This window comes from Stutzerimonas decontaminans (genome assembly GCF_000661915.1).
GTDB classification, from domain to species: Bacteria; Pseudomonadota; Gammaproteobacteria; order Pseudomonadales; family Pseudomonadaceae; genus Stutzerimonas; species Stutzerimonas decontaminans.
Map to the genome: position 1 here is coordinate 4,285,691 of NZ_CP007509.1, position 20,957 is coordinate 4,306,647.

Sequence of the window (20,957 nt, forward strand, 5' to 3'; positions counted from 1 at the left end):
CCACACGTCGTTCTAGGGTGTTACAGACGGATGCAGTTGTCATGCGCGCCGTCTAGAATGCCCGCAAAATCTTCGGACGCTCCCATTGAAGAGACTCGACCCCCATACCGTGATCGGTCTGCGTGAATGGATCGCCCTGCCGGATCTCGGTGTGGTGGGCCTGCGCGCCAAGGTCGATACCGGAGCCAGTACCTCAGCGCTGCACGCCACCGATATAAGCGAATTCGAGCGCGATGGGCAGCGCTGGGTTCGCTTCACCGCGCACCTGGGCACGCTGGTGCAGCGCCGCCATCGCTGCGAGGCGCCTCTGGTCACCCGCAAACTGATCAAGAGTTCCAACGGGCAGGTGCAGACGCGTTACGTGGTGCGCACCCTGCTCGCACTGGGTAGCCACGTCTGGCCAGTAGAATTCACCCTGACCTGCCGCAAGACCATGCGCTACCGCCTGCTGCTCGGCTCCAAGGCACTGGTCGACGGCCAATGGTTGATCGATCCGTCGCGAACCTATATCCAGGACAAACCCCAGATCCTCACTTCTTCCGGTGCTCAATGAAAATCGCCGTGCTGTCGCGCAATCCGCGCCTGTATTCCACTCGACGCCTGGTAGAAGCCGGCGAGCAGCGTGGCCATGAAGTGGTGGTGATCGATACGCTGCGCGCGTACATGAACATCGCCAGTCACAAGCCGCAGATTCATTACAGAGGCAAGCCACTGGAAGGCTTCGATGCGGTAATTCCGCGTATCGGTGCTTCGGTGACTTTCTACGGCTGCGCGGTGCTGCGCCAGTTCGAGATGCAGGGCGTGTTCCCACTCAATGAATCGGTGGCCATCGCCCGCTCGCGGGACAAGCTGCGTGCGCTGCAGCTGCTGTCGCGGCGCGGCGTCGGCCTGCCGGTGACTGGCTTCGCGCACTCGCCGGACGACATTCCCGATCTGATCCAGATGGTCAACGGCGCACCGCTGGTGATCAAGGTGCTGGAAGGTACCCAGGGCATCGGCGTGGTGCTCTGCGAAACCGAGAAGGCCGCCGAGTCGGTGATCGAGGCCTTCATGGGGCTCAAGCAGGACATCATGGTGCAGGAGTACATCAAGGAAGCCGGCGGCGCCGATATCCGCTGCTTCGTCGTCGGCGACAAGGTGATCGCGGCGATGAAACGCCAGGCCAAGCCCGGCGAGTTCCGCTCCAACCTGCACCGTGGCGGCTCCGCCAGTCTGATAAAGATCACCCCGGAAGAGCGCATGACCGCCATCCGCGCGGCCAAGGTGATGGGCCTGAACGTCGCCGGCGTCGACATCCTGCGTTCCAACCACGGCCCGCTGGTGATGGAGGTGAACTCCTCGCCGGGCCTCGCCGGCATCGAGGAGACCACCGGCAAGGATGTCGCCGGGCTGATCATCCAGTACCTGGAAAAGAACGGCGGCCCGCACCTGACCCGCACCAAGGGCAAAGGCTGATCCCACCGCGCGGGGAGCCGGCTTATTCGGCCGGCTTGCCCTGCACCGCATCGCGCGGCAGCAGCAGCCCCAGCGGCAGGCTGACCCGCGCCTCCAGACCACCGCCCTCACGATTGCGCAGCTCGACCACCCCGCCATGCTGCGAGGCGATGCGCTTGACGATCGCCAGGCCCAGCCCGGCGCCCTGCCCGCCACGGGCACGATCGCCACGAATGAACGGATTGAAGATGCCTTCCAGCTCGGCCGGATCGACCCCCGGGCCGCGGTCCAGCACGCTGAGCACCACGTAGGGCGCGTGCTGGTCGCCAGAGACATAGGCGGCCACTTCGACGCCGCCGCCCGCGTAACGCAGGGCATTCTCGATCAGGTTGACCAGCAGGCGTTTGATCGACACCCGGCGCAGAGCGAACGGCGGCATCGGCTCGACGCACAGCCGCACGGTTTCCTGCTGCTGATTGTAGGGCGCCACCACCTCGCGGATCAGCTCGCCGAGGTCGGTGGTTTCCACCGGCTCGTCACTGCCGTCGCGGACGAAGGCGAGAAACTGGTCGAGGATCGCATTCATGTCCTCGACATCACGGATCATGTCCTCGGTCAGCTCGTCGTCGCTGGCCATCAGCTCCAGCGACAGGCGCAGGCGCGTCAGCGGCGTGCGCAGGTCGTGGGACACGCCGGCGAGCATCAGCTCGCGCTCGCGACCGGCCTGCTCGACGTCCTCGGCCATCTGGTTGAAGGCGCGGTAGACCTCGGTCATCTCGCTCGGCGTGTCGCTGATCGGCAGCCGCACGCGCCGGCCCTTGCCGATCTGCCGCGCGGCGAAGACCAGCCGCTTGAGCGGCAGGTTGAGCTGGCTGACGAAGATCCAGGCCGCGCCGGTGGACAGCAGGCCGATGCCAAGGAACCAGCCGAGCACACTCCAGATGCGCTGACCGCGCAGCGGATAGGCATACAGCGGCACCTGCACCCAGTCCGGCCCCAGATTCGGCGCGCGAACCCAGATAGCTGTGGACGGCTGGATGCGCACGCGCACCTCGGTATCGTCGCCCAGCTCGTCGCGCATCTGGCGCTGGAAGATTTCCGTGTAGGGCCAGTGATACTCGCTGCGCGGCACGTTCTGCTCGGCCACCAGCTGCAGGCCGGCGGCGCGGCCGATGCGGTCGCGGTCCTCCAGGTCGGCAGCCCAGTAGGCACGCAGGGTCAGCGCCGCGCCGTGGCTGTACTGTCGGTCCACCAGCACGTCCTCGTTGGTCATCAGATAGACCAGCGTCAGGACCTTGGAGAACAGCACAACGATCAGCACCATCCACAGGGTGCGGGCGAAGAAGCTTTGCGGGAACCAGAGTGGAGTTTTCATGAAAACGCGGCGGCAGGCCCAGGACGGCAGGCTGCGAGCTTATCGCGCACGCAGCCTGAAGCAGGCCGCAGCCGACTCACTTGTTGCCGTCCGGCACGAACACGTAACCCACACCCCAGACGGTCTGGATGTAGCGCGGCTTGGACGGGTCCGGCTCGATCAGCCGGCGCAGGCGGGAAATCTGCACATCGATGGAACGCTCCAGCGCATCCCACTCGCGGCCGCGGGCTAGGTTCATCAGCTTGTCGCGGGTCAGCGGCTCGCGGGCGTGCTGAACCAGCGCCTTGAGCACGGCGAACTCACCGGTGGTGAGCATGTGCACTTCGTTGCCCTTCTTCAGCTCACGGGTCGCCAGCGACAGCTCGTACTCGCCGAAGGTGACGGTTTCGTCCTCGCTGGCCGGAGCGCCAGGGACCTGCGGCGCCTGCCGACGCAGCACCGCACGGATGCGCGCGAGCAGCTCACGGGGATTGAACGGCTTGGCTAGGTAGTCATCGGCGCCCTGCTCCAGCCCCTGGATGCGGCTGGCCTCGTCGCCCTTGGCGGTGAGCATGATGATCGGGATCTGATTGTTGCCCTCACGCAACCGACGGCAGGCGGACAAACCGTCCTCGCCCGGCATCATCAGATCGAGCACCACCAACTGGAACAGCTCGCGGCTGAGCAAACGGTCCATCTGCTCGGTGTTTTCCACGGTACGGACGCGGTAACCCTGCTCATCGAGAAAACGCTCGAGCAGACGCCGCAGACGGGCATCGTCATCGACGATGAGGATCTTTTCGCCTTCGTTGGCTTGCGCAGTGCTGCTCATGGAAACTCCCGGATGGTCGACGGCGCATTATTGCGCAGTGTGGATCGGCCCTACTGCGAGCCATTGTTAGCAGATTTTTCGCCGCGCAGCAGGCCTACGCGGCATTCGATCACGGCTGACGACCGCTCACCGGCAATCGGTTGAGGCCAGCCGCCGCAGTTCCCCTATAATCGCCGGCTTTCGCGCAGGCACGGCCTGCATGGTTTGACTGACCCAGGTAGGTTCATGGACAGCATCAATTCCCGTATCGCCAACGAGCTGGGCGTGCGCCCGCAACAGGTCGCCGCCGCCGTGGCGCTGCTCGACGAAGGTTCCACCGTTCCCTTCATCGCCCGTTACCGCAAGGAAGTCACCGGCAGCCTCGACGATACCCAGCTGCGCAACCTGGAAGAACGTCTGCGCTACCTGCGCGAGCTGGACGAGCGCCGCGTCTCGATCCTCGCCAGCATCGAGGAACAGGGCAAGCTGACCCCCGAGCTCAAGCGCGAGATCGACCTCGCCGACACCAAGACCCGCCTCGAAGACCTCTACCTGCCTTATAAGCAGAAGCGCCGCACCAAGGGCCAGATCGCCCTCGAAGCCGGCCTCGGCGAGCTGGCCGATGCGCTGTTCGGCAACCCGGAGCTCACTCCGGAGCAGGAAGCCGAGCGCTTCATCGACGCCGAGAAGGGTTTTGCCGATGTGAAAGCGGTGCTCGAAGGCGCCAAGTACATCCTCATGGAGCGCTTCGCCGAAGACGCCGATCTGCTGGCCAAGCTGCGCGACTTCCTCAAGCACAACGCCACCCTCAGCGCCCGTGTGGTGCCGGGCAAGGAGAACGAGGGCGCCAAGTTCAGCGACTACTTCGAGCATGACGAAGTGCTGAAGAACACCCCTTCGCACCGCGCGCTGGCGATCTTCCGTGGTCGCAACGAAGGCATCCTCAGCGTCAGCCTCAAGGTCGGCGATGAGACGCCGGGCAGCATGCACCCCGGCGAAGGCATGATCGGCGAGCGCTTCGGCATCGCCAACCGCGGCCGTGCCGCCGACAAGTGGCTGGGCGAAGTGGTGCGCTGGACCTGGAAGGTCAAGCTCTACACCCATCTGGAAACCGATCTGCTCGGCGAGCTGCGCGACAAGGCCGAGGATGACGCCATCGGCGTCTTCGCCCGCAACCTGCATGACCTGCTGCTCGCCGCGCCGGCTGGCCCGCGCGCGACGCTGGCGCTGGATCCGGGCCTGCGCACCGGCTGCAAGGTCGCGGTGGTCGACGCCACCGGCAAGCTGCTGGAAACCGCCACCGTCTACCCGCACGCCCCGCGCAATGACTGGGACGGCACCCTGGCAATCCTCGCCAAGCTCTGCGCCAAGCACGCGGTCGACCTGATCGCCATCGGCAACGGCACCGCCAGCCGCGAGTCGGACAAGCTGGCCGGCGAGCTGATCAAGAAAGTGCCGGGTCTCAAGCTCACCAAAATCATGGTCAGCGAAGCCGGCGCTTCGGTGTACTCGGCCTCGGAACTGGCCGCCAAGGAGTTCCCCGATCTGGACGTTTCCCTGCGTGGCGCCGTGTCTATCGCCCGCCGCCTGCAGGACCCGCTGGCCGAGCTGGTGAAGATCGACCCGAAGTCCATTGGCGTCGGTCAGTACCAGCACGACGTGTCCCAGCTCAAGCTGGCGCGTTCGCTGGACGCGGTGGTCGAGGACTGCGTGAATGCCGTCGGCGTCGATGTGAATACCGCTTCCGCCGCGCTGCTGGCGCGCATCTCCGGTCTCAACTCGACGCTGGCACAGAACATCGTGCAGTTCCGCGATGCCAACGGGGCGTTCAAGTCGCGCAGCGAGCTGAAGAAGGTGCCGCGCCTGGGCGACAAGACCTTCGAGCAGGCCGCCGGCTTCCTCCGCGTGATGAATGGCGACAACCCGCTGGACGCCTCGGCGGTGCACCCGGAAACCTATCCGCTGGTCAAGCGCATCGCCCAGGACACCGGGCGCGATATCCGCTCGCTGATCGGCGACTCGGCGTTCCTCAAGCGTCTGGACCCCAAGCAGTTCACCGATGAAGGCTTCGGCCTGGTGACCGTCAGCGACATTCTCCAGGAGCTGGAAAAACCCGGCCGCGATCCGCGCCCCGAGTTCAAGACCGCCGAGTTCCAGGACGGCGTCGAGAAGCTCAGCGATCTGGAGCCGGGCATGGTGCTCGAAGGCGTGGTGACCAACGTGACCAACTTCGGTGCTTTCGTCGACATCGGCGTGCATCAGGACGGTCTGGTGCACATCAGCGCGCTGTCGGAGAAGTTCGTCAAGGACCCCTACGAGGTGGTCAAGGCCGGCGACATCGTCAAGGTCAAGGTCATGGAAGTGGACATCCCACGCCAGCGCGTCGGTCTGTCGATGCGCATGAGCGACACGCCCGGCGCCAAGACCGACGGACCACGCGGTGGCCAAGCGCGCGGCAGCGCCGGCAAGCCGCACGGCAACACGCCGCGCAGCGAGCGTCATGCCAAGGAAGAAAAGCCGGCACCGGCCAACGCCGCCATGGCCGCGCTGTTCGCCAACGCCAAGCAACTGAGGAAGTAGGCATGAGCATTCAAGTCGAGGCGGTGGGCAGTTCCAGCGCCTTCGGCCGCCTGCTCGGCCTGGAGATTCACCAGGTCGGCAACGGCGAGGCGGTGCTCGGCCTGAGCATGCACGACGGCCTGCGCAACCTGCATGGCAAGCTGCACGGCGGCGCGCTGTTTTCGCTGATCGACACGGCCATGGGCCAGGCCAGCCACAGCCTCGGCGACGGCTCGCCGAACAGCGTGACGCTGGAGTGCAAGGTCAACTACATCCGCCCGGTGAGCGACGGCGAGCTGCGTTGCCGCGCCTGGGTGGTGCATGGCGGCCGGCGCACCCAGGTGCTGGAAGCTGAAGTCCACCAGGGCGACAAGCTGATCGCCAAGGCCCAGGCGACCTTCGCCTGCCTCTAGTGGCCTGTGCCACTAGCCGCTCGCGGAGTCGGCATGCATCGGCAGCGGTCGAAGCAACGCCGCCTCTTGTGAAGCGGCGTTTCCATCCCCATATTGGGGCGACTGTCGCGTGAAGGAATCCACAAGTTGAGCGCTCTTCTCACCCACCGCCTGGCATTGCTGGCCGAGGCTCCACACCTGCCGCTGCTCAACCAATGCCTGCACGGAATCGAACGCGAATGCCTGCGCGTCGACGCTCGCGGTCAGCTGGCGATGACCCCGCACCCCGCTGCGCTGGGCTCGGCGCTGACTCATCCGCAGATCACCACGGATTATTCCGAGGCGCTGCTGGAGTTCATCACCGGCACCGACAGCGATCCGAACAACACCCTCGCAGAGCTCGAAGCGATTCACCGCTTCACCTATGCCAAGCTTGGCAACGAATTCCTCTGGAGCCCGTCGATGCCCTGCCCGTTGCCGAGCGAGGCGGATATCCCGATCGCCGAATACGGCTGCTCCAACATCGGCCGGCTCAAGCATGTCTACCGCCAGGGTCTGGCCCTGCGCTACGGCAAGACCATGCAGTGCATCGCCGGCATCCACTACAACTTCTCGCTGCCCGAGGCGTTGTGGCCGGTGTTGCAGGCCGACGATGGCGATGCCGGTCCGATCCAGGACTATCGCTCCACGCGCTACATCGGCGTGATCCGCAACTTCCGCCGTTACAGCTGGCTGCTGATGTACCTGTTCGGCGCCTCACCGGCGCTGGATGCCGGCTTCCTGCGTGGCCGCGAGCACCAGCTCGAGACGCTCGACGCCGATACCCTGTACCTGCCGTACGCCACCAGCCTGCGCATGAGCGACCTGGGCTACCAGAACAATGCCCAGGCCGGCCTGACGCCCTGCTACGACAATCTGGACAGTTACACCGAAAGCCTCTTCCGCGCCGTTTCGACGCCCTACGCTCCCTACGAGGCGATGGGCACCAAGGACGCCGCCGGCAACTGGCAGCAGCTCAACACCAACGTGCTGCAGATCGAAAACGAGTACTACTCCAACATCCGCCCGAAGCGCGTCACTGCCACCGGCGAACGGCCGTTGCAGGCGCTGCGCGCGCGCGGCATCCAGTACATCGAAGTGCGCTGCCTGGACATCAACCCATTCCTGCCGCTGGGCATCGACGCCAGCGAAGCGCATTTCCTCGACGCCTTCCTGCTGTTCTGCGCGCTGGACGACAGCCCGTGCCTGGCCGAGGGCGAATGTGGCACGGCCACCGACAACTTCCTCAAGGTGGTCAAGGAAGGCCGTCGGCCGGGACTCGAACTGCAACGCTGCGGCGAGAACGTGCAGCTGAGCGATTGGGCCGGGCAGTTGCTCGACCAGATCGCCCAGGTCGCCGCTCTCCTCGATCGCAGCCACGGTGATGCGCGCCACACCTTGGCACTAGCCGAGCAGCGCGCCAAGGTGGCCGACAGCAGCCTGACCCCCTCGGCACGGGTGCTCGCCGAGTTGCGCCGCCATGGCGAGAGTTTCAGCCAGTTCGCGCTGCGTCAGACCCAAGCGCATGCCGACTATTTCCGCAGCCAGCCGCCGAGCCGCGCCGAGCTGGAGCAGTTCGAAGCCGCCGCACAGCAATCGCTGGAGCGACAGGCCGCTATGGAAGCCGAGGACGAGCTGGATTTCGACAGCTTCGTCGTTGAATACCAGCGCAGCCTGAGCCTCTGAGCAGCGCTCATCATCAGCGAAACTTATAGGGCGTCATAGACGCTCTAGCACCTATGCCGCGCGGCCTGCTCCGTGCGGCGGCTTCGTCTGACGAAATTATCCCACCCACTTCCGCTCTAAATCCCGGTCATGAGTGCATCCGGGGCGCGTCACCGCGGCTGCACGCTAGACAGAACAAGCCAGAACAACAACAAAAGAGGTGCGTCCATGTCTCTGAAATCAATGCTGCGCCGCTTGCGTGGCGTATCCGTTGCCGTGCTGTTTGGCAGCCTGCTGGGTTTGAGCCAGCCTGCAACCGTCGACGCCGCCAGCCCACCGATCGCCGGTGCCATCAGCGGCGGCGGGCCGGCACTGTCAGCCCTGCGCTACGACCTGACCATCACATCCTTCGACGGCACCCCGATAGCCGTTACCGTCTTCCAGCCCGCACTGAGCAAAGGCCAGGCCGCGCCGCTGCTGATGTACAGCCATGGCTGGGGCGGCAGCCGTTCCACCGATCTCAGCGAAAGCGACTCGCTCACCACAGCGGCACGCAAGGCCTGGGAAAACGGCTACTTCGTCATGACCTTCGACCAGCGCGGTTTCGGCGAAAGCGGCGGCCAGGCCAACGTTCAGGACCCACAGATCGAAGGGCGCGACATCAAGACCCTGCTCGACTGGGCCGAAGGCGCGCTGACGCCGCACCTGGCCTATCTGCGTGGCGACCCACTGGTCGGCGGTATCGGCCTGAGCTACGGCGGCGGCTTCCAGCTGATCGGCGCGAGCGTCGATCCGCGTTTCGACGCGCTGGTCCCGATGATCACCTGGAATGACCTGTCCTACAGCCTGACGCCCGGCACGGTGCCGAAAACCCTCTGGCTGACCTTCCTCAGCGCCATCGCGATCAACGACCAGGCACCCTGGGTCACCCAGGCCTACGCCCAGTCACTGGGCGGCAGCGTCGACGAAAGCACCCGCCAGCGCCTGGCCGGCCATGGTCTCGGGGCATTCTGTGGCGCGAACGCGCCGCGGGTGGATGCCTTCATCATTCAGGGCATCAACGACACCCTGTTCAACGGCAACGAGGCGGTGTGGAACTACAACTGCCTGCGCGAAGCCGGCAATGATGCCTATCTGCTGATGTCCGACGGTGGCCACGTACTGCCGGGCCTGCAGATCGGCCAGATCGGCTCGGTGGCTGCCCAGGTGCGCTGCGGCGAGCAGGACTACCAGGTCGCTGATCTGGCGTACGGCTTTCTCGATGGCAAGCTGCGCAAGCTGCAACAGCGCATCGAGATGCCGCGGGTGTGCTTCACCCAAGGCAGCGAGCACGGCGTGGTTGGTGATGAGGTCATGCGCGGCGGCCAGCGCTTCGCCACGCAGAGCGGCAGCCTGCTGGTCGGTCCGCCGTCCATCGATCTGGTGCTGAACCTGCTGCGCAAGCTCGACCCGGTCACGCTGTCGGACGTCCTCAGCCGCGTCTCGGCAGACGCGGTGCGCGTGCTGCTCGGTGCGCTGAGCGGGATCGGCTCGGGCAGTCCAGATCAGGTCACCAAGATCCTCACCGAGTTGGTCACCACACTGCCGCCGCATCTGATCGCCGAACTCGGCACGGCACCGCGCTTCGTGCCGTTGTACCAGGCCAGCGGCGAACAAACTCTGGCAGGCATTCCCCTGGCAGATCTCAAAGTGGAGGGTCTGGGCAAGCTCGACCCACGGCTGTTCGTCGGCATCGGTGTGAAGCGCATGGGCAGCGGCCGCACCGAATTGCTGAACGATCAGGTGCTACCGCTGCGCGGGGTCGGCAGCCGGCAGACCGAGCTGATCGGTGTCAGCACGCGTCTCAACCACGGCGATCAGGTGGGGCTGATGCTCTACGGCTTCCATCCGCAGTACACGCTGAGCTTCTCCCGTGTACCGAGCGCGGTGCAGCTGAGCGGGACGGTCGACCTGCCCCTGCACTGACGAAAAAGGCGGGCTCATGGGCCCGCCTTCGGTTCAGAGTGGCTTCTCGAAGATCTTCGAGTTGCGCTGGAAGTTGTACAGCGAGGCGCGCGCTGCTGGCAGGCGATCGACGCTGATCGGTTCGAAGCCACGCTCGCGGAACCAGTGGGCGGTACGGGTGGTGAGGACGATGAGTTTCTTCAACCCCAGCTTGCGCGCGCGCTCCTCGATGCGTTCGAGCAGCTCGTCGCCGCGCCCGCCGTGACGGTATTCCGGATTGACCGCGAGACAGGCCAGCTCGCCGGCATCCGAGTCGGCAATCGGATAGAGCGCCGCACAGGCGATGATCAGCCCGTCACGCTCGACGATGCTGAACTGCTCGACCTCGCGCTCCAGCACTTCGCGCGAGCGCCGTACCAGAATGCCCTGCTCTTCCAGTGGCGTGATCAGATCAATGAGGCCGCCGACGTCCTCGATGGTCGCCTCGCGCAACTGCTCGAACTGCTCCTGGGTCACCAGCGTGCCGCCACCGTCGCGGGTGAACAGCTCGTTGAGCAGCGCACCGTCGTCAGCGTAGCTGACCACATGGCTGCGCCGCACGCCGCCGCGACAAGCCTGCGCGGCGGCATCCAGCAACTCGGCCTGGTACTGGCTGCCGAGGCGCTCGACATAGGCCGGGATCTGTTGCGGACGCAGCTCGCGGACCAGCTTGCCGCTTTCGTCGAGCAAGCCCGGCTCGGCGCCGTAGAGCACCAGCTTGTCGGCCTGCAGATCGATGGCCGCACGGGTGGCGACGTCTTCGCAGGCCAGGTTGAAGATCTCGCCGGTAGGCGAGTAGCCCAGCGGCGAGAGCAGCACGATGGTGCGCTCGTCCAGCAGTCGGCCGATGCCCTTGCGGTCGATACGGCGCACCTCGCCAGTGTGGTGCAGGTCGACGCCATCGAGCACGCCGATCGGCCGCGCGGTGACGAAGTTGCCACCGGCCACGCGCAGCCGCGCGCCCTGCATGGGCGATGCCGCCATGTCCATGGACAGGCGTGCTTCCAGGGCAATACGCAGCTGGCCGACCGCGTCGATCACGCACTCCATGGTCGGCGCGTCGGTGACGCGCAGATCGCGATGAAAACGCGGTTCGATGCCGCGCGCGGCCAGGCGCGCCTCGATCTGCGGACGCGAACCGAACACCAGCACCAGACGCACGCCGAGGCTGTGCAGCAGCACCAGGTCGTGGACGATGTTGGCGAAGTTGGCGTGCTCCAGACCATCGCCCGGCAGCATGACGACGAAGGTGCGGTCACGGTGCGAATTGATGTAGGGCGAGGAGTCGCGAAGCCAGGTGACGTAGTCGTGCATGTAAAAGCCTTCGTGGCGGTCTTGTTCGTCTGAAAGTAATCAGTTCGGGGCGGCGTGCGGCTGCAGGCAATAGTGCTCGATCATCCGGCGCAACAGCTGCAGGGTCGGTTCGATGCGGTCGAGCTGCAGGTATTCGTCGGGCTGGTGCGCGCAGGCGATGTCGCCAGGGCCCAGCACCAGCGTCTCGCAGCCGAGCTGCTGAAGATAAGGCGCTTCGGTGGCAAACGCCACCGCCTCGGCACGGTGCCCGGTGAGGCGCTCGGCGAGGCGCACCAGCTCGCTTTCCGCCGCCTGCTCGAAGGCTGGCACTGCGGGGAACAGCGGCGCCAGATCGATCTTCACCTGATGCTGCTCGGCCAGCGGCTGCAGGCGCTGACGGATGATCCCGCGCAGTTGCTGTGGGTCCATACCCGGCAACGGGCGCAGGTCGAACTCCAGCGCGCACTGGCCGCAGATACGGTTGGGGTTGTCGCCGCCGTGGATGCAGCCGAAGTTGAGCGTCGGCTTGGGCACGTCGAACAACGAGTTGTCGTACTCGGCCTGCCACTGCCGGCGCAGCGTCATCATCTCGCCGATCACGCCGTGCATCGCTTCCAGCGCGCTATGGCCGTAGGCCGGGTTCGAGGAATGGCCGCTCTGCCCGAGGATATCGATGCGCTCCATCATGATGCCCTTGTGCAGACGCACCGGGCGCAGGCCGGTGGGCTCGCCGATCACTGCCGCACGCCCGAGCGGCTGGCCGGCTTCGGCCAGCGCACGGGCGCCGGACATCGAGCTTTCCTCGTCGCAGGTGGCGAGAATGAGCAACGGACGGCGGAACGGCTGCTCCAGCAACGGGCGAACCGCCTCGATGATCAGCGCGAAGAAGCCCTTCATGTCGCAGCTGCCCAGGCCGTACCAGCGGCCGTCGGCCTCGCGCAGCTTGAGCGGATCGGACGTCCACAGCCCGGCATCGAACGGCACGGTATCGCTGTGTCCGGCCAGCACCAGACCGCCGGGACCGCTGCCGTAGCTGGCGAGCAGGTTGAATTTGCCGGGAGCGACTTCCGGCGTTTCGCAGGTGAAGCCCAACTCACCGAGCCAGGCCGCCAGCAACTCGATCACCGGACGATTGCTCTGATCCCAGCCAGGCTGCGTACAACTGACCGAGGGTGCCGCGAGGAGCGCAGCGAACTGCTCCTTGAATGATGGAATGGGCACCGGCTACCTCCGTGATGCAATCGGAACGAGCCTGCAGTGAAGCATGAAACGCGCCACGGCGGGACCCACAAACGAAAACGCCCCGTCAGATCGACGGGGCGTTTCAACAACCACAGGCTGCGCGAACGATCAGATGAAGATGGCGCGCAGAATGAGGAAGAACACGATGGCCAGACCCGCACCGACCGGCAGGGTGACCAGCCAGGACATGAAGATCTTGCCGACCACGCCCAGATTCAGCGCACCGATACCGCGGGCGATGCCCACACCGAGTACCGCACCGACCAGCGTATGGGTGGTGGAAACCGGCAGGCCAATAGCGGAGGCGCCGACTACGGTGGTGGCGGTGGCCAGCTCGGCGGCAAAACCGCGGCTCGGCGTCAGTTCGGTTATCTGCTTGCCGATAGTGGCGATCACCTTGTAACCGTAAGTCGCCAGACCGATGACGATACCGACAGCGCCCAGCAGCAGCACCCAGCCCGGCACAGCGGCCTTGGCGCCAATGACAGCGGCACCTTCCGATTGCAGCACACCAACCACTGCCGCGAGCGGTCCAACCGCGTTGGCCACATCGTTGGACCCATGGGCGAAGGCCATGGAACAGGCGGTGAAGATCATCAGTACGGCGAAGACCTTCTCCACGCTGGAGAAATGGAAGGCCTTGTCCGCCTCCACGTCGACCTTGATCCGCGTCAGCAAGGCGATACCAATCAACATCACCAGTGCGCCGACGCCCACCGCCAGCATGAAGCTCTGCCCGCCGCTCAGGTCCAGCCCGATGTGCTTGAGGCCCTTGGACAGGGTCATCAGCGCGACCATGAAACCGGTCAGGAACATGTACAGCGGCACGAAACGCTTGGCGTTCTGGAAGGGCTCATCGGTATCGATGATCAGGCGCTGCACGCTGATGAACAGACCAAAGGCGATAGTGCCCGAGAGCATGGGCGAGACGACCCAGCTGGCGACGATCGGGCCGACGCCGCTCCAGTGCACCGCATCCACCGAGACACCCACGGCAGCGAAGCCGATCACCGCACCGACAATGGAGTGCGTGGTCGATACCGGCCAGCCCTTGACCGAGGCGATCAACAACCAGGTACCGGCTGCCAGCAGCGCCGACATCATGCCCAGCACCATAAGCTCTGGTGAGATGGCCGATGCATCGACGATCCCGCTCTTGATCGTCTCGGTGACCTGGCCACCGGCCAGATACGCACCGCAGAACTCGAAGATCATCGCCACGACGATCGCTTGCTTGATGGTCAGCGCGCGGGAGCCTACCGAGGTACCCATGGCGTTGGCCACGTCGTTGGCGCCCACGCCCCAGGCCATGAAAAAACCGAACATGCAGGCGAGCACCAGGAGTACGAAGCCGTAATCCGCGATAAAGGACATAAGAATTACCTGTTGAACCCAGAAAGGACGCTGGCGCCTTAGCGCGCCAGCAATTGTTCCAGACGGTTGCCGACGCGCTCGGCGCGGTCGGCTACATCACCGATCCATTCGATGATCTTGTAGAGAAAGATCACGTCGACTGCTGGCAAATCCTTTTCCAGATTGAACAGCGCACGGCGAACCGTGATCTGCATGCGGTCGGTTTCGCGCTCGATTTCCTCGAGCTCTTCGACCATTTTTTCGACGAGGGTGGCTTCGCGGCCGCTAAAGCCGGTTTCCAGCAGCGAATCCAGCTCTTTCAGAGCCTTGAGCGCCTGGGCACTGGCGTCGACGGTGCGTTGCACGTAGGCCAGCATCTGCGGTTGCAGCGGCTGCGGGATGGTCATGCAGCGGCCCAGCATCAGGCCGGCGATGTCCTTGGCACGGTTGGCGATCTTGTCCTGTACACTCAGCAGGTCAAGAAGATCGGAACGTGGCACCGGCAAGAACAGGCTTTTCGGCAGGTGCTGGCGGACGCTCTTCTTCAGCTTGTCGGCCTCGTTTTCCAGCTGCGCCATCTGCTGCTGGATCTGCTCGACCTTCTCCCAGTCTTCGGCCATCACCGCCTGGAACAGCGGTACCAGGTTCGCCGCACATTCATGCGACTTGGCCATATGCTGCTGCATCGGGCCGATTGGCGAACGTCCGAACAAGCTGACGAAAGGATTGACTGGCATAGGGTAAGGCCCCGGCTTGAAAGAGGCGGCAAGTATACGGACAGGCCATCACGCCTGCTACCGTGTGTCATCAGGCTGCAACATCAACACATCATAGGCACCCAGTCGGCATCATGCAGAAAGAAACCGAAATCAAGCTACGCGCCAGCCGCGAAACCCTGCTCGCCCTGCGCGAACATCCGCTGCTGAAGAAGCGCAACAAGAGTGGCTGGTCGCGCCATGAGCTATTCAACCAGTATTACGACACCGCCGACCGCGCCCTCGCCCAGGCCCGCGTCGCGCTGCGCCTGCGTCGCGACGGCGAGCAGTTCATCCAGACCCTGAAGAGCCGCGGCCAGAGTGTCGCCGGCCTGTCCGAGCGCAACGAATGGGACTGGTATCTGGACAAGGCCAAGCTCGACACCAAGAAGCTCGGCGACGACTGCTGGCCGGCCAGCCTTGCCGAGCTGGACAAGAAAACCCTGAAGCCGATCTTCACCACTGATTTCGTCCGCGAGAAGGCCGAAATCGCCTGGGGCCGCGGCAAGGCCAAGGTGGTCATCGAGGCCGCGCTGGATCTGGGCCAGGTCAAGGCCGGCAAGCAGTCCGAGGAGATCTGCGAGCTGGAGCTCGAGCTACGCCAGGGCGATCCCGAGGCATTGCTGGAACTGGCCGCCGAGCTGGCTGCCGATCTGCCGCTGATGCCCTGCGACATCAGCAAGGCCGAACGCGGCTACCGCCTGCACGACGCCGACGGCTACAACCTGCAGCTACCTGCGCCGGCACTGGACGCCACGATGCCGCTGGACGACGCGGTGGTCGCTCTCGGCTGGCAGCTGTTGGGCAATAGCCAGCGCCTGGCTGAGCAGTACCGTTTCAATGGCCGCTGGAAACTGCTGAGTGACTGGCTGCAGCAGCTGATCGAGCTGCGCGCCCTGCTCGGCAGCCTCGGCCAGGCCGCCCCGCGCGCCAGTAGCCGGGAGCTGCGTGAGCTGCTCGACGCGCTGATCCTGGACTGGCGCCCACGGGTCGAAGCCGGCCAGAACGATGAAGGTGTGCGCAAGGCCGCGCCGACACAATTCGCCGCCGAACTGGACCAGACCCGCTGGGGCCTGCTGTCGCTGAAAGCCTCGCTGTGGCTGCTGCAACGCAGCTGGACCGAAGGCCGCAACGCCCGTGGCGATCGTCAGGGTGCGGCCGAACTAGGCAAGTGGCTGCTGCATTTGCTCGCCGAAGAAGCCAAGGCGCTGCAACTGCCGCGTTACCAGCAGCAGCCCGAGGACCTCGCCGAACAGAGCCCGCGCATGGAGCGGCTGCTGGTCTGGCTGCACCTCGCCCGCGGCGTACTGGAGCTGCCCGAGGTTGACCGTCTGTATGGCGAGCTGGCCAAACTGCATGAACTGGCCCGCCAGCCCATCGACGATCAAGCGCTGGAACTGCGTGTCGAACAGGCGCATCTGGTCTGGACGCTCAAGGCCTGGAAGCTACTGGAGAAATAAGCTCACCAGGCGGCGCTGGCTGCTCAAAGTTGGACCCCGGCGGCAGACAACGCCGGGGTTTAGCGGCAAGCTTGGCTTTTCCGCCGTCGCATCCAAGGAATCCCATGTCCGTGCTGAACTCGCCCCCCAAGGACCGCCCTCTCGATCTCAACGATCTGTTGCGCGAGTTGGTCGCTCAGGGCCGGGTGGCTCAGGACAGCGCCGAACAGTGCCTGACGGTCCGCCGCAGCGCGGTGGCCAACCAGCAGCATCCGCTGGAATTCCTCGCCGCGCAGCAGCTCGATGATCTGCTGCGCCCCGGCAAGAAGCTCGACCTGGAAACCCTGACCGTCTGGCTCGCAGAGCGGGCCGGTCAGCCTTACCTGCGCATCGACCCGCTGAAGATCGATGTCGCCGCGGTCACGCCGCTGATGTCCTACGCCTTCGCCCAGCGCCACAGCATCCTCGCTGTAGCGGTGGACAGCAGCGCCGTGACCATCGCCAGCAGCCAGCCGTTCGTGCACGGCTGGGAAACCAACCTGACCCACGTGCTCAAGCGCCCGATCAAGCGCGTGGTGGCCAACCCGACGGACATCCAGCGCTTCACCGTCGAGTTCTACCGCCTGGCCAAGTCGGTCAGCGGCGCCAGCGGCACGGACCAGAAGATCAGCGGCGTCGGCAACTTCGAGCAACTGCTCAACCTCGGCGCCAGCGACCAGGAGCCGGATGCCAACGACTCGCACATCGTCAACATCGTCGACTGGCTGTTCCAGTACGCCTTTCAGCAGCGCGCCAGCGATATCCACATCGAACCGCGCCGCGAGCAGGGCACGGTGCGTTTCCGTATCGACGGTGTGCTGCATAACGTCTACCAGTTCCCGCCGCAGGTAACGATGGCGGTAGTCAGCCGGCTGAAGTCCCTCGGCCGCATGAACGTTGCCGAGAAGCGCAAGCCGCAGGACGGCCGGGTGAAGACCAAGACGCCGGACGGCGGCGAGGTGGAGCTGCGCCTGTCGACGCTCCCGACCGCCTTCGGCGAGAAGATGGTGATGCGTATCTTCGACCCCGAGGTGCTGCTCAAGGGCTTCGACCAGCTGGGCTTTTCCGCCGACGACCTGCGTCGCTGGCAGAGCATGACGGGCCAGCCCAACGGCATCATCCTGGTCACCGGGCCGACCGGCTCAGGCAAGACCACCACGCTCTACACCACGCTCAAGCAGCTGGCGACGCCAGAGGTGAACGTCTGCACCATCGAGGACCCGATCGAGATGATCGAGGGCGCCTTCAACCAGATGCAGGTGCAGCACAATATCGAGCTGACCTTCGCCAGCGGCGTGCGCGCGCTGATGCGGCAGGACCCGGACATCATCATGATCGGCGAAATCCGCGATCTGGAAACCGCCGAGATGGCCATCCAGGCCGCGCTGACCGGTCACTTGGTGCTCTCCACCCTGCACACCAACGACGCCCCCAGCGCAATTACTCGCCTGCTGGAACTGGGTGTGCCGCACTACCTGCTCAAGGCAACGCTGCTCGGTGTCATGGCCCAGCGTCTGGTGCGCACACTGTGCCCGCACTGCAAGACGCCGATGCAGCTGGACGCCGATGATTGGACGGCATTGACCCGGCCTTGGAATGCCCCGTTACCGACCACCGCGCATAAGGCCGTGGGCTGTCTGGAATGCCGCGACACCGGTTTCCGCGGTCGTGCCGGGGTCTACGAGATCATGCTGCTGAACGACGCGATCAAACCGCTGATCACCGCCGACACCGATATCGTCGCCCTACGCCGTCAGGCCTTCAAAGATGGCATGCGCAGCCTGCGCCTATCCGGCGCTCAGAAGATCGCCGCCGGCCTGACCACCGTGGAAGAAGTGCTGCGGGTTACGCCGCAGAGCGAGCAGAAATAGCCGGAGGCTCGACGCGTTTGTAGGGTGGATGTCGCTTTTACATCCACCGCAACTCCATCCGGTGGATCGGTGAAGCGTGATCACCCTACGCCAGCTGTGGGAGCGGCCTTCGCCACGAATAGCTCAGCACTTAATCAGCATCAGCTGCCGAAACGACCGGTGGGGTCTGCCTTAACCTAAAGTTGAACGGCGATTCAGCCATCCGCCCTTGCAGCGAGAATGCTCGCCACCTGATTGGGCTTGCAGTTGAGGTAGGCCGAAGACTGCAACCATTGCTGGTCGGGGTACCAGGAGAACATGAACTGGCCGCCCTTGAGGCTATCGACCACCATCCGCGCCACTTCCGGCCGCACTGCCGGGCAACCCTGGCTACGACCGATACGGCCCTGCGTGGCGATCCAGGAAGGATTCACGTACGCCGCCGGGTGAATGACGATGGCCCGCTCGCGGGCGCGGTCATTGATGCCCGGCTCCAGCCCGTCCATGCGCAGCGAGTAGCCGTGCTTGCCACTGTAGCTTTCCGCGGTGCGAAACAGACCGATGCTGGACTGATGGCTGCCCACCGCATTGGAAAAGCTGGTGGCGTGGTTGTCGCCTGACTTCTGCCCGTGAGCAACCAGATCCTCGAGCAGCAGCTGCTCCTTCTCCAGATCGAAGATCCATAGCCGGCGTTCGCTGGAAGGCAGCGAGAAGTCGATCACCGCCAGGCGCTGGGCGGCACTCGCGCCATTGTTGACCGCACACTGCATGGCGGCGACCGCGTGGGTCAGCACCTGCTTATCGAGTTTGGGGGCCAGCCGGGCCAGACTGTCGACCATCGGCTGATAGGTGGCGTTGGCCGCCCATACAGGCGAGACGAACACGAAAAGACCTGCGGCCAGGCAGGCGCGTCGAAGCATGGACATCATGAGCAAGCAACCTCATCGGGCACGGCGTGACGACTTCCTGTCCGGCCGGCGCCTTATACTCGCCGCAGCAGCAGCGCACACGAAGCCGGGCGGGATGAACGAGCACCCCATATCCGGCGCGATATGTTTTTATGATTCGCGCGGCCAGCGGCGCTGCCGCGGCCACAGCCTCACAAGGGCGCAGTCTAGCAGCCACCGGAACGGTCTGGAGCGAAACGTTGGTTAAAAAATGTGCACCCCGTCTGACCATCTGGCTCTGCCTCATCGCGGGCGCAGCCGTCGCCGAGCCAGTCGCCACCCAGCCGACGCCGCTCGCGACCACTCTGCAAAGCCTGCCGCAGAGCTGCCCGTCACTGCCGGGCAGGCTCGAACCAGCCGCGCTGCAGCGGCTCTCGGCGTTCTACCAGGCCGTGCATCATCAGCCGGTGTGGAACGCCTACGCCATGCTCGACGGCCTGCTGCAGCAACTCGCATCACTGGCGGACGATGGCCTTGACCCTGCCCAGTATCAGCCGGAACGCATTCGCGCGCTGTTGCAGCGGCCTTCCCCCGCGCCGCTGCAGCGCGAGTGCAGCGATATCCTTGCCAGCCACGCCTACCTCGAAGCGCTCTACCATCTGTCTTACGGTCGTCTGCGCCAGGCCCAGGTCGAGCCGATCTGGCGCAGCCCCGACCTGCCGGAGCCTGATGATACCGGGCCGCTGGTGCAGATCGCCGTACAAGGCCTCAGCGATCTGCCGAGTGTCTTCGATCGTGCCCGGCCGGAACATGCGCTGTACCGCGATCTGCGCGCGGCTTATGCGGCGGCACGTCAGAACCCGTTGCCCGCCTGGCGATCCGTGCCGGCGGGCCCGACGCTACGGCCAGGGATGAGCGATGCGCGGGTGCCGCTGCTGCGCGAACTGCTGCTCGCCGGCGCCGGCAGTACGTCAGCCATGGAACTGCGTTACGACAACGAGCTGGTCGAGGCGGTGAAGGGCTTCCAGTTGCAGCACGGACTCGAGGATGACGGCATCGTCGGAGCCGCCACGCTGGCCGCGCTGAACGTCAGCCCGGCCAGCCGTCTGGACCAGCTGCGCATCAACCTCGAGCGGCTGCGCTGGATCACTCGTGACCTCGAGCCGCAGTCGCTGCTGGTGGATATCGCCGGCGCCCGGCTGATCTACTTCCGCGACAGCTGCCCGTTCTGGCAAACACGCACCCAGGTCGGCCGTGAGGCACGCCAGACGCCACCACTGAAATCGAGCATCACCCGCCTGACTCTCAACCCCACCTGGACCGTACCGCCGACCATCCTGCGCCAGGACAAGCTGCCACTGATCCGCCAGGATGTCGGCTACCTGGCGCGCCACCAGACGCGCGTGCTCGACACGCAGGGCAATAGCCTGGATCCGCATAGCGTCGACTGGGGCAACCCGCACGGCATTCTGCTGCGCCAGGATGCCGGACCAGCCAACCCGCTCGGCCAGGTCGCGATCCGCTTTGCCAACCCTTTCTCGGTGTACCTGCACGACACGCCGAGTCAACCGCTGTTCGATCGCGCTGCACGCGCGTTCAGCTCCGGCTGCGTGCGGGTCGAGGCGGCCTTGCAACTGGTCGATCTGCTGCTCGAAGCCAGCGAGCGGGACACCGTGGCTGCGCTGCTGCAGAGCGGCAAGACACACGAATACCGCCTGGCGCGGCCGACGCCGATCCTGATGGCCTACTGGACAGCCGAAAGTGATGAAAACGGCCGTCCCGTTTATCGGCCGGATATCTACAAACGCGATGCTGCTCTGCTCCAGGCATTGAACGCCGTGCGGCCACGCTGACCGGCAAGC

At 65.1% G+C, this 20,957-nt stretch carries 16 protein-coding genes; 9 read left to right on the forward strand and 7 right to left on the reverse strand.

Annotated features, from left to right (window positions below):
• Nucleotides 1-85: 85 nt before the first annotated feature.
• Nucleotides 86-553 (forward strand): retropepsin-like aspartic endopeptidase RimB, encoded by a 468-nt coding sequence (gene rimB, locus UIB01_RS19895; protein ID WP_014821964.1) that lies wholly within the window; start codon nucleotides 86-88, stop codon nucleotides 551-553.
• Nucleotides 550-1,455, forward strand: coding sequence for a 30S ribosomal protein S6--L-glutamate ligase (rimK, locus tag UIB01_RS19900; RefSeq protein ID WP_014821965.1), 906 nt, complete (start codon nucleotides 550-552; stop codon nucleotides 1,453-1,455). The genes rimB and rimK overlap by 4 nt, the downstream gene beginning before the upstream one ends.
• A 22-nt stretch (nucleotides 1,456-1,477) precedes the next feature.
• Here rimK and UIB01_RS19905 read toward each other — a convergent pair whose 3' ends face one another.
• Both UIB01_RS19905 and ompR read right to left on the reverse strand, forming a co-directional pair.
• Nucleotides 1,478-2,809, reverse strand: coding sequence for an ATP-binding protein (locus UIB01_RS19905; RefSeq protein ID WP_038664371.1), 1,332 nt, complete (start codon nucleotides 2,807-2,809; stop codon nucleotides 1,478-1,480).
• A gap of 76 nt (nucleotides 2,810-2,885) precedes the next feature.
• Entirely contained in the window at nucleotides 2,886-3,620 is a 735-nt protein-coding gene (gene ompR / locus UIB01_RS19910) for an osmolarity response regulator transcription factor OmpR (RefSeq protein ID WP_015278646.1), read from the reverse strand.
• Nucleotides 3,621-3,845: 225 nt separating this feature from the next.
• Between ompR and UIB01_RS19915 the strand changes: the two genes are divergently transcribed.
• From UIB01_RS19915 to UIB01_RS19930, 4 genes are all read left to right on the forward strand, one after another.
• Nucleotides 3,846-6,179 (forward strand): Tex family protein, encoded by a 2,334-nt coding sequence (locus UIB01_RS19915; RefSeq protein ID WP_038664374.1) that lies wholly within the window; start codon nucleotides 3,846-3,848, stop codon nucleotides 6,177-6,179.
• Between the two features lie 2 nt (nucleotides 6,180-6,181).
• Nucleotides 6,182-6,571 (forward strand): PaaI family thioesterase, encoded by a 390-nt coding sequence (locus tag UIB01_RS19920; RefSeq protein WP_015278648.1) that lies wholly within the window; start codon nucleotides 6,182-6,184, stop codon nucleotides 6,569-6,571.
• A 126-nt stretch (nucleotides 6,572-6,697) separates the two neighbouring features.
• Entirely contained in the window at nucleotides 6,698-8,275 is a 1,578-nt protein-coding gene (gene gshA, locus UIB01_RS19925) for a glutamate--cysteine ligase (protein ID WP_038664377.1), read from the forward strand.
• 207 nt (nucleotides 8,276-8,482) lie between these two features.
• The gene (locus tag UIB01_RS19930; RefSeq protein ID WP_038664380.1) at nucleotides 8,483-10,219 is read left to right on the forward strand and encodes an alpha/beta hydrolase; all 1,737 of its coding nucleotides are present in this window, start codon (nucleotides 8,483-8,485) and stop codon (nucleotides 10,217-10,219) included.
• A 33-nt stretch (nucleotides 10,220-10,252) separates the two neighbouring features.
• On the opposite strand, the gene argA is transcribed toward UIB01_RS19930, so the two are convergent.
• From argA to UIB01_RS19950, 4 genes are all read right to left on the reverse strand, one after another.
• Nucleotides 10,253-11,551: an amino-acid N-acetyltransferase gene (gene argA, locus UIB01_RS19935; RefSeq protein WP_015278651.1), complete on the reverse strand. Its 1,299-nt coding sequence runs from the start codon at nucleotides 11,549-11,551 to the stop codon at nucleotides 10,253-10,255.
• A gap of 39 nt (nucleotides 11,552-11,590) precedes the next feature.
• Nucleotides 11,591-12,751 (reverse strand): acetylornithine deacetylase, encoded by a 1,161-nt coding sequence (argE, locus tag UIB01_RS19940; protein ID WP_038664383.1) that lies wholly within the window; start codon nucleotides 12,749-12,751, stop codon nucleotides 11,591-11,593.
• A 129-nt stretch (nucleotides 12,752-12,880) separates the two neighbouring features.
• Nucleotides 12,881-14,146, reverse strand: a complete 1,266-nt coding sequence (locus UIB01_RS19945; RefSeq protein WP_038664386.1) for an inorganic phosphate transporter — start codon at nucleotides 14,144-14,146, stop codon at nucleotides 12,881-12,883.
• 38 nt (nucleotides 14,147-14,184) lie between these two features.
• Complete coding sequence (locus tag UIB01_RS19950) at nucleotides 14,185-14,862, reverse strand: TIGR00153 family protein (RefSeq protein ID WP_015278654.1); 678 nt, start codon at nucleotides 14,860-14,862, stop codon at nucleotides 14,185-14,187.
• Between the two features lie 113 nt (nucleotides 14,863-14,975).
• Here UIB01_RS19950 and UIB01_RS19955 point away from each other — a divergent pair, with 113 nt between their 5' ends.
• Both UIB01_RS19955 and tfpB read left to right on the forward strand, forming a co-directional pair.
• A complete protein-coding gene (locus UIB01_RS19955) occupies nucleotides 14,976-16,340 on the forward strand; it encodes a CYTH domain-containing protein (protein WP_038664389.1) in 1,365 nt (454 codons plus the stop codon).
• 104 nt (nucleotides 16,341-16,444) lie between these two features.
• Nucleotides 16,445-18,229 (forward strand): type IV pilus assembly ATPase TfpB, encoded by a 1,785-nt coding sequence (tfpB, locus tag UIB01_RS19960; RefSeq protein ID WP_038664392.1) that lies wholly within the window; start codon nucleotides 16,445-16,447, stop codon nucleotides 18,227-18,229.
• 194 nt (nucleotides 18,230-18,423) lie between these two features.
• Here tfpB and UIB01_RS19965 read toward each other — a convergent pair whose 3' ends face one another.
• The gene (locus tag UIB01_RS19965; protein WP_038664395.1) at nucleotides 18,424-19,137 is read right to left on the reverse strand and encodes a murein L,D-transpeptidase catalytic domain family protein; all 714 of its coding nucleotides are present in this window, start codon (nucleotides 19,135-19,137) and stop codon (nucleotides 18,424-18,426) included.
• 218 nt (nucleotides 19,138-19,355) lie between these two features.
• Here UIB01_RS19965 and UIB01_RS19970 point away from each other — a divergent pair, with 218 nt between their 5' ends.
• Nucleotides 19,356-20,948 (forward strand): L,D-transpeptidase family protein, encoded by a 1,593-nt coding sequence (locus UIB01_RS19970; protein ID WP_038664397.1) that lies wholly within the window; start codon nucleotides 19,356-19,358, stop codon nucleotides 20,946-20,948.
• Nucleotides 20,949-20,957 lie beyond the last annotated feature (9 nt).

Bases quoted from the DNA above. Each gene is read 5' to 3' on its own strand.
- argA (WP_015278651.1), bottom strand. From the start codon at position 11,551: ATGCACGACTACGTCACCTGGCTTCGCGACTCCTCGCCCTACATCAAT.
- UIB01_RS19905 (WP_038664371.1), bottom strand. From the start codon at position 2,809: ATGAAAACTCCACTCTGGTTCCCGCAAAGCTTCTTCGCCCGCACCCTG.
- UIB01_RS19915 (WP_038664374.1), top strand. From the start codon at position 3,846: ATGGACAGCATCAATTCCCGTATCGCCAACGAGCTGGGCGTGCGCCCG.
- ompR (WP_015278646.1), bottom strand. From the start codon at position 3,620: ATGAGCAGCACTGCGCAAGCCAACGAAGGCGAAAAGATCCTCATCGTC.
- UIB01_RS19920 (WP_015278648.1), top strand. From the start codon at position 6,182: ATGAGCATTCAAGTCGAGGCGGTGGGCAGTTCCAGCGCCTTCGGCCGC.
- UIB01_RS19945 (WP_038664386.1), bottom strand. From the start codon at position 14,146: ATGTCCTTTATCGCGGATTACGGCTTCGTACTCCTGGTGCTCGCCTGC.
- rimK (WP_014821965.1), top strand. From the start codon at position 550: ATGAAAATCGCCGTGCTGTCGCGCAATCCGCGCCTGTATTCCACTCGA.
- UIB01_RS19955 (WP_038664389.1), top strand. From the start codon at position 14,976: ATGCAGAAAGAAACCGAAATCAAGCTACGCGCCAGCCGCGAAACCCTG.
- UIB01_RS19930 (WP_038664380.1), top strand. From the start codon at position 8,483: ATGTCTCTGAAATCAATGCTGCGCCGCTTGCGTGGCGTATCCGTTGCC.
- UIB01_RS19950 (WP_015278654.1), bottom strand. From the start codon at position 14,862: ATGCCAGTCAATCCTTTCGTCAGCTTGTTCGGACGTTCGCCAATCGGC.
- UIB01_RS19965 (WP_038664395.1), bottom strand. From the start codon at position 19,137: ATGATGTCCATGCTTCGACGCGCCTGCCTGGCCGCAGGTCTTTTCGTG.
- tfpB (WP_038664392.1), top strand. From the start codon at position 16,445: ATGTCCGTGCTGAACTCGCCCCCCAAGGACCGCCCTCTCGATCTCAAC.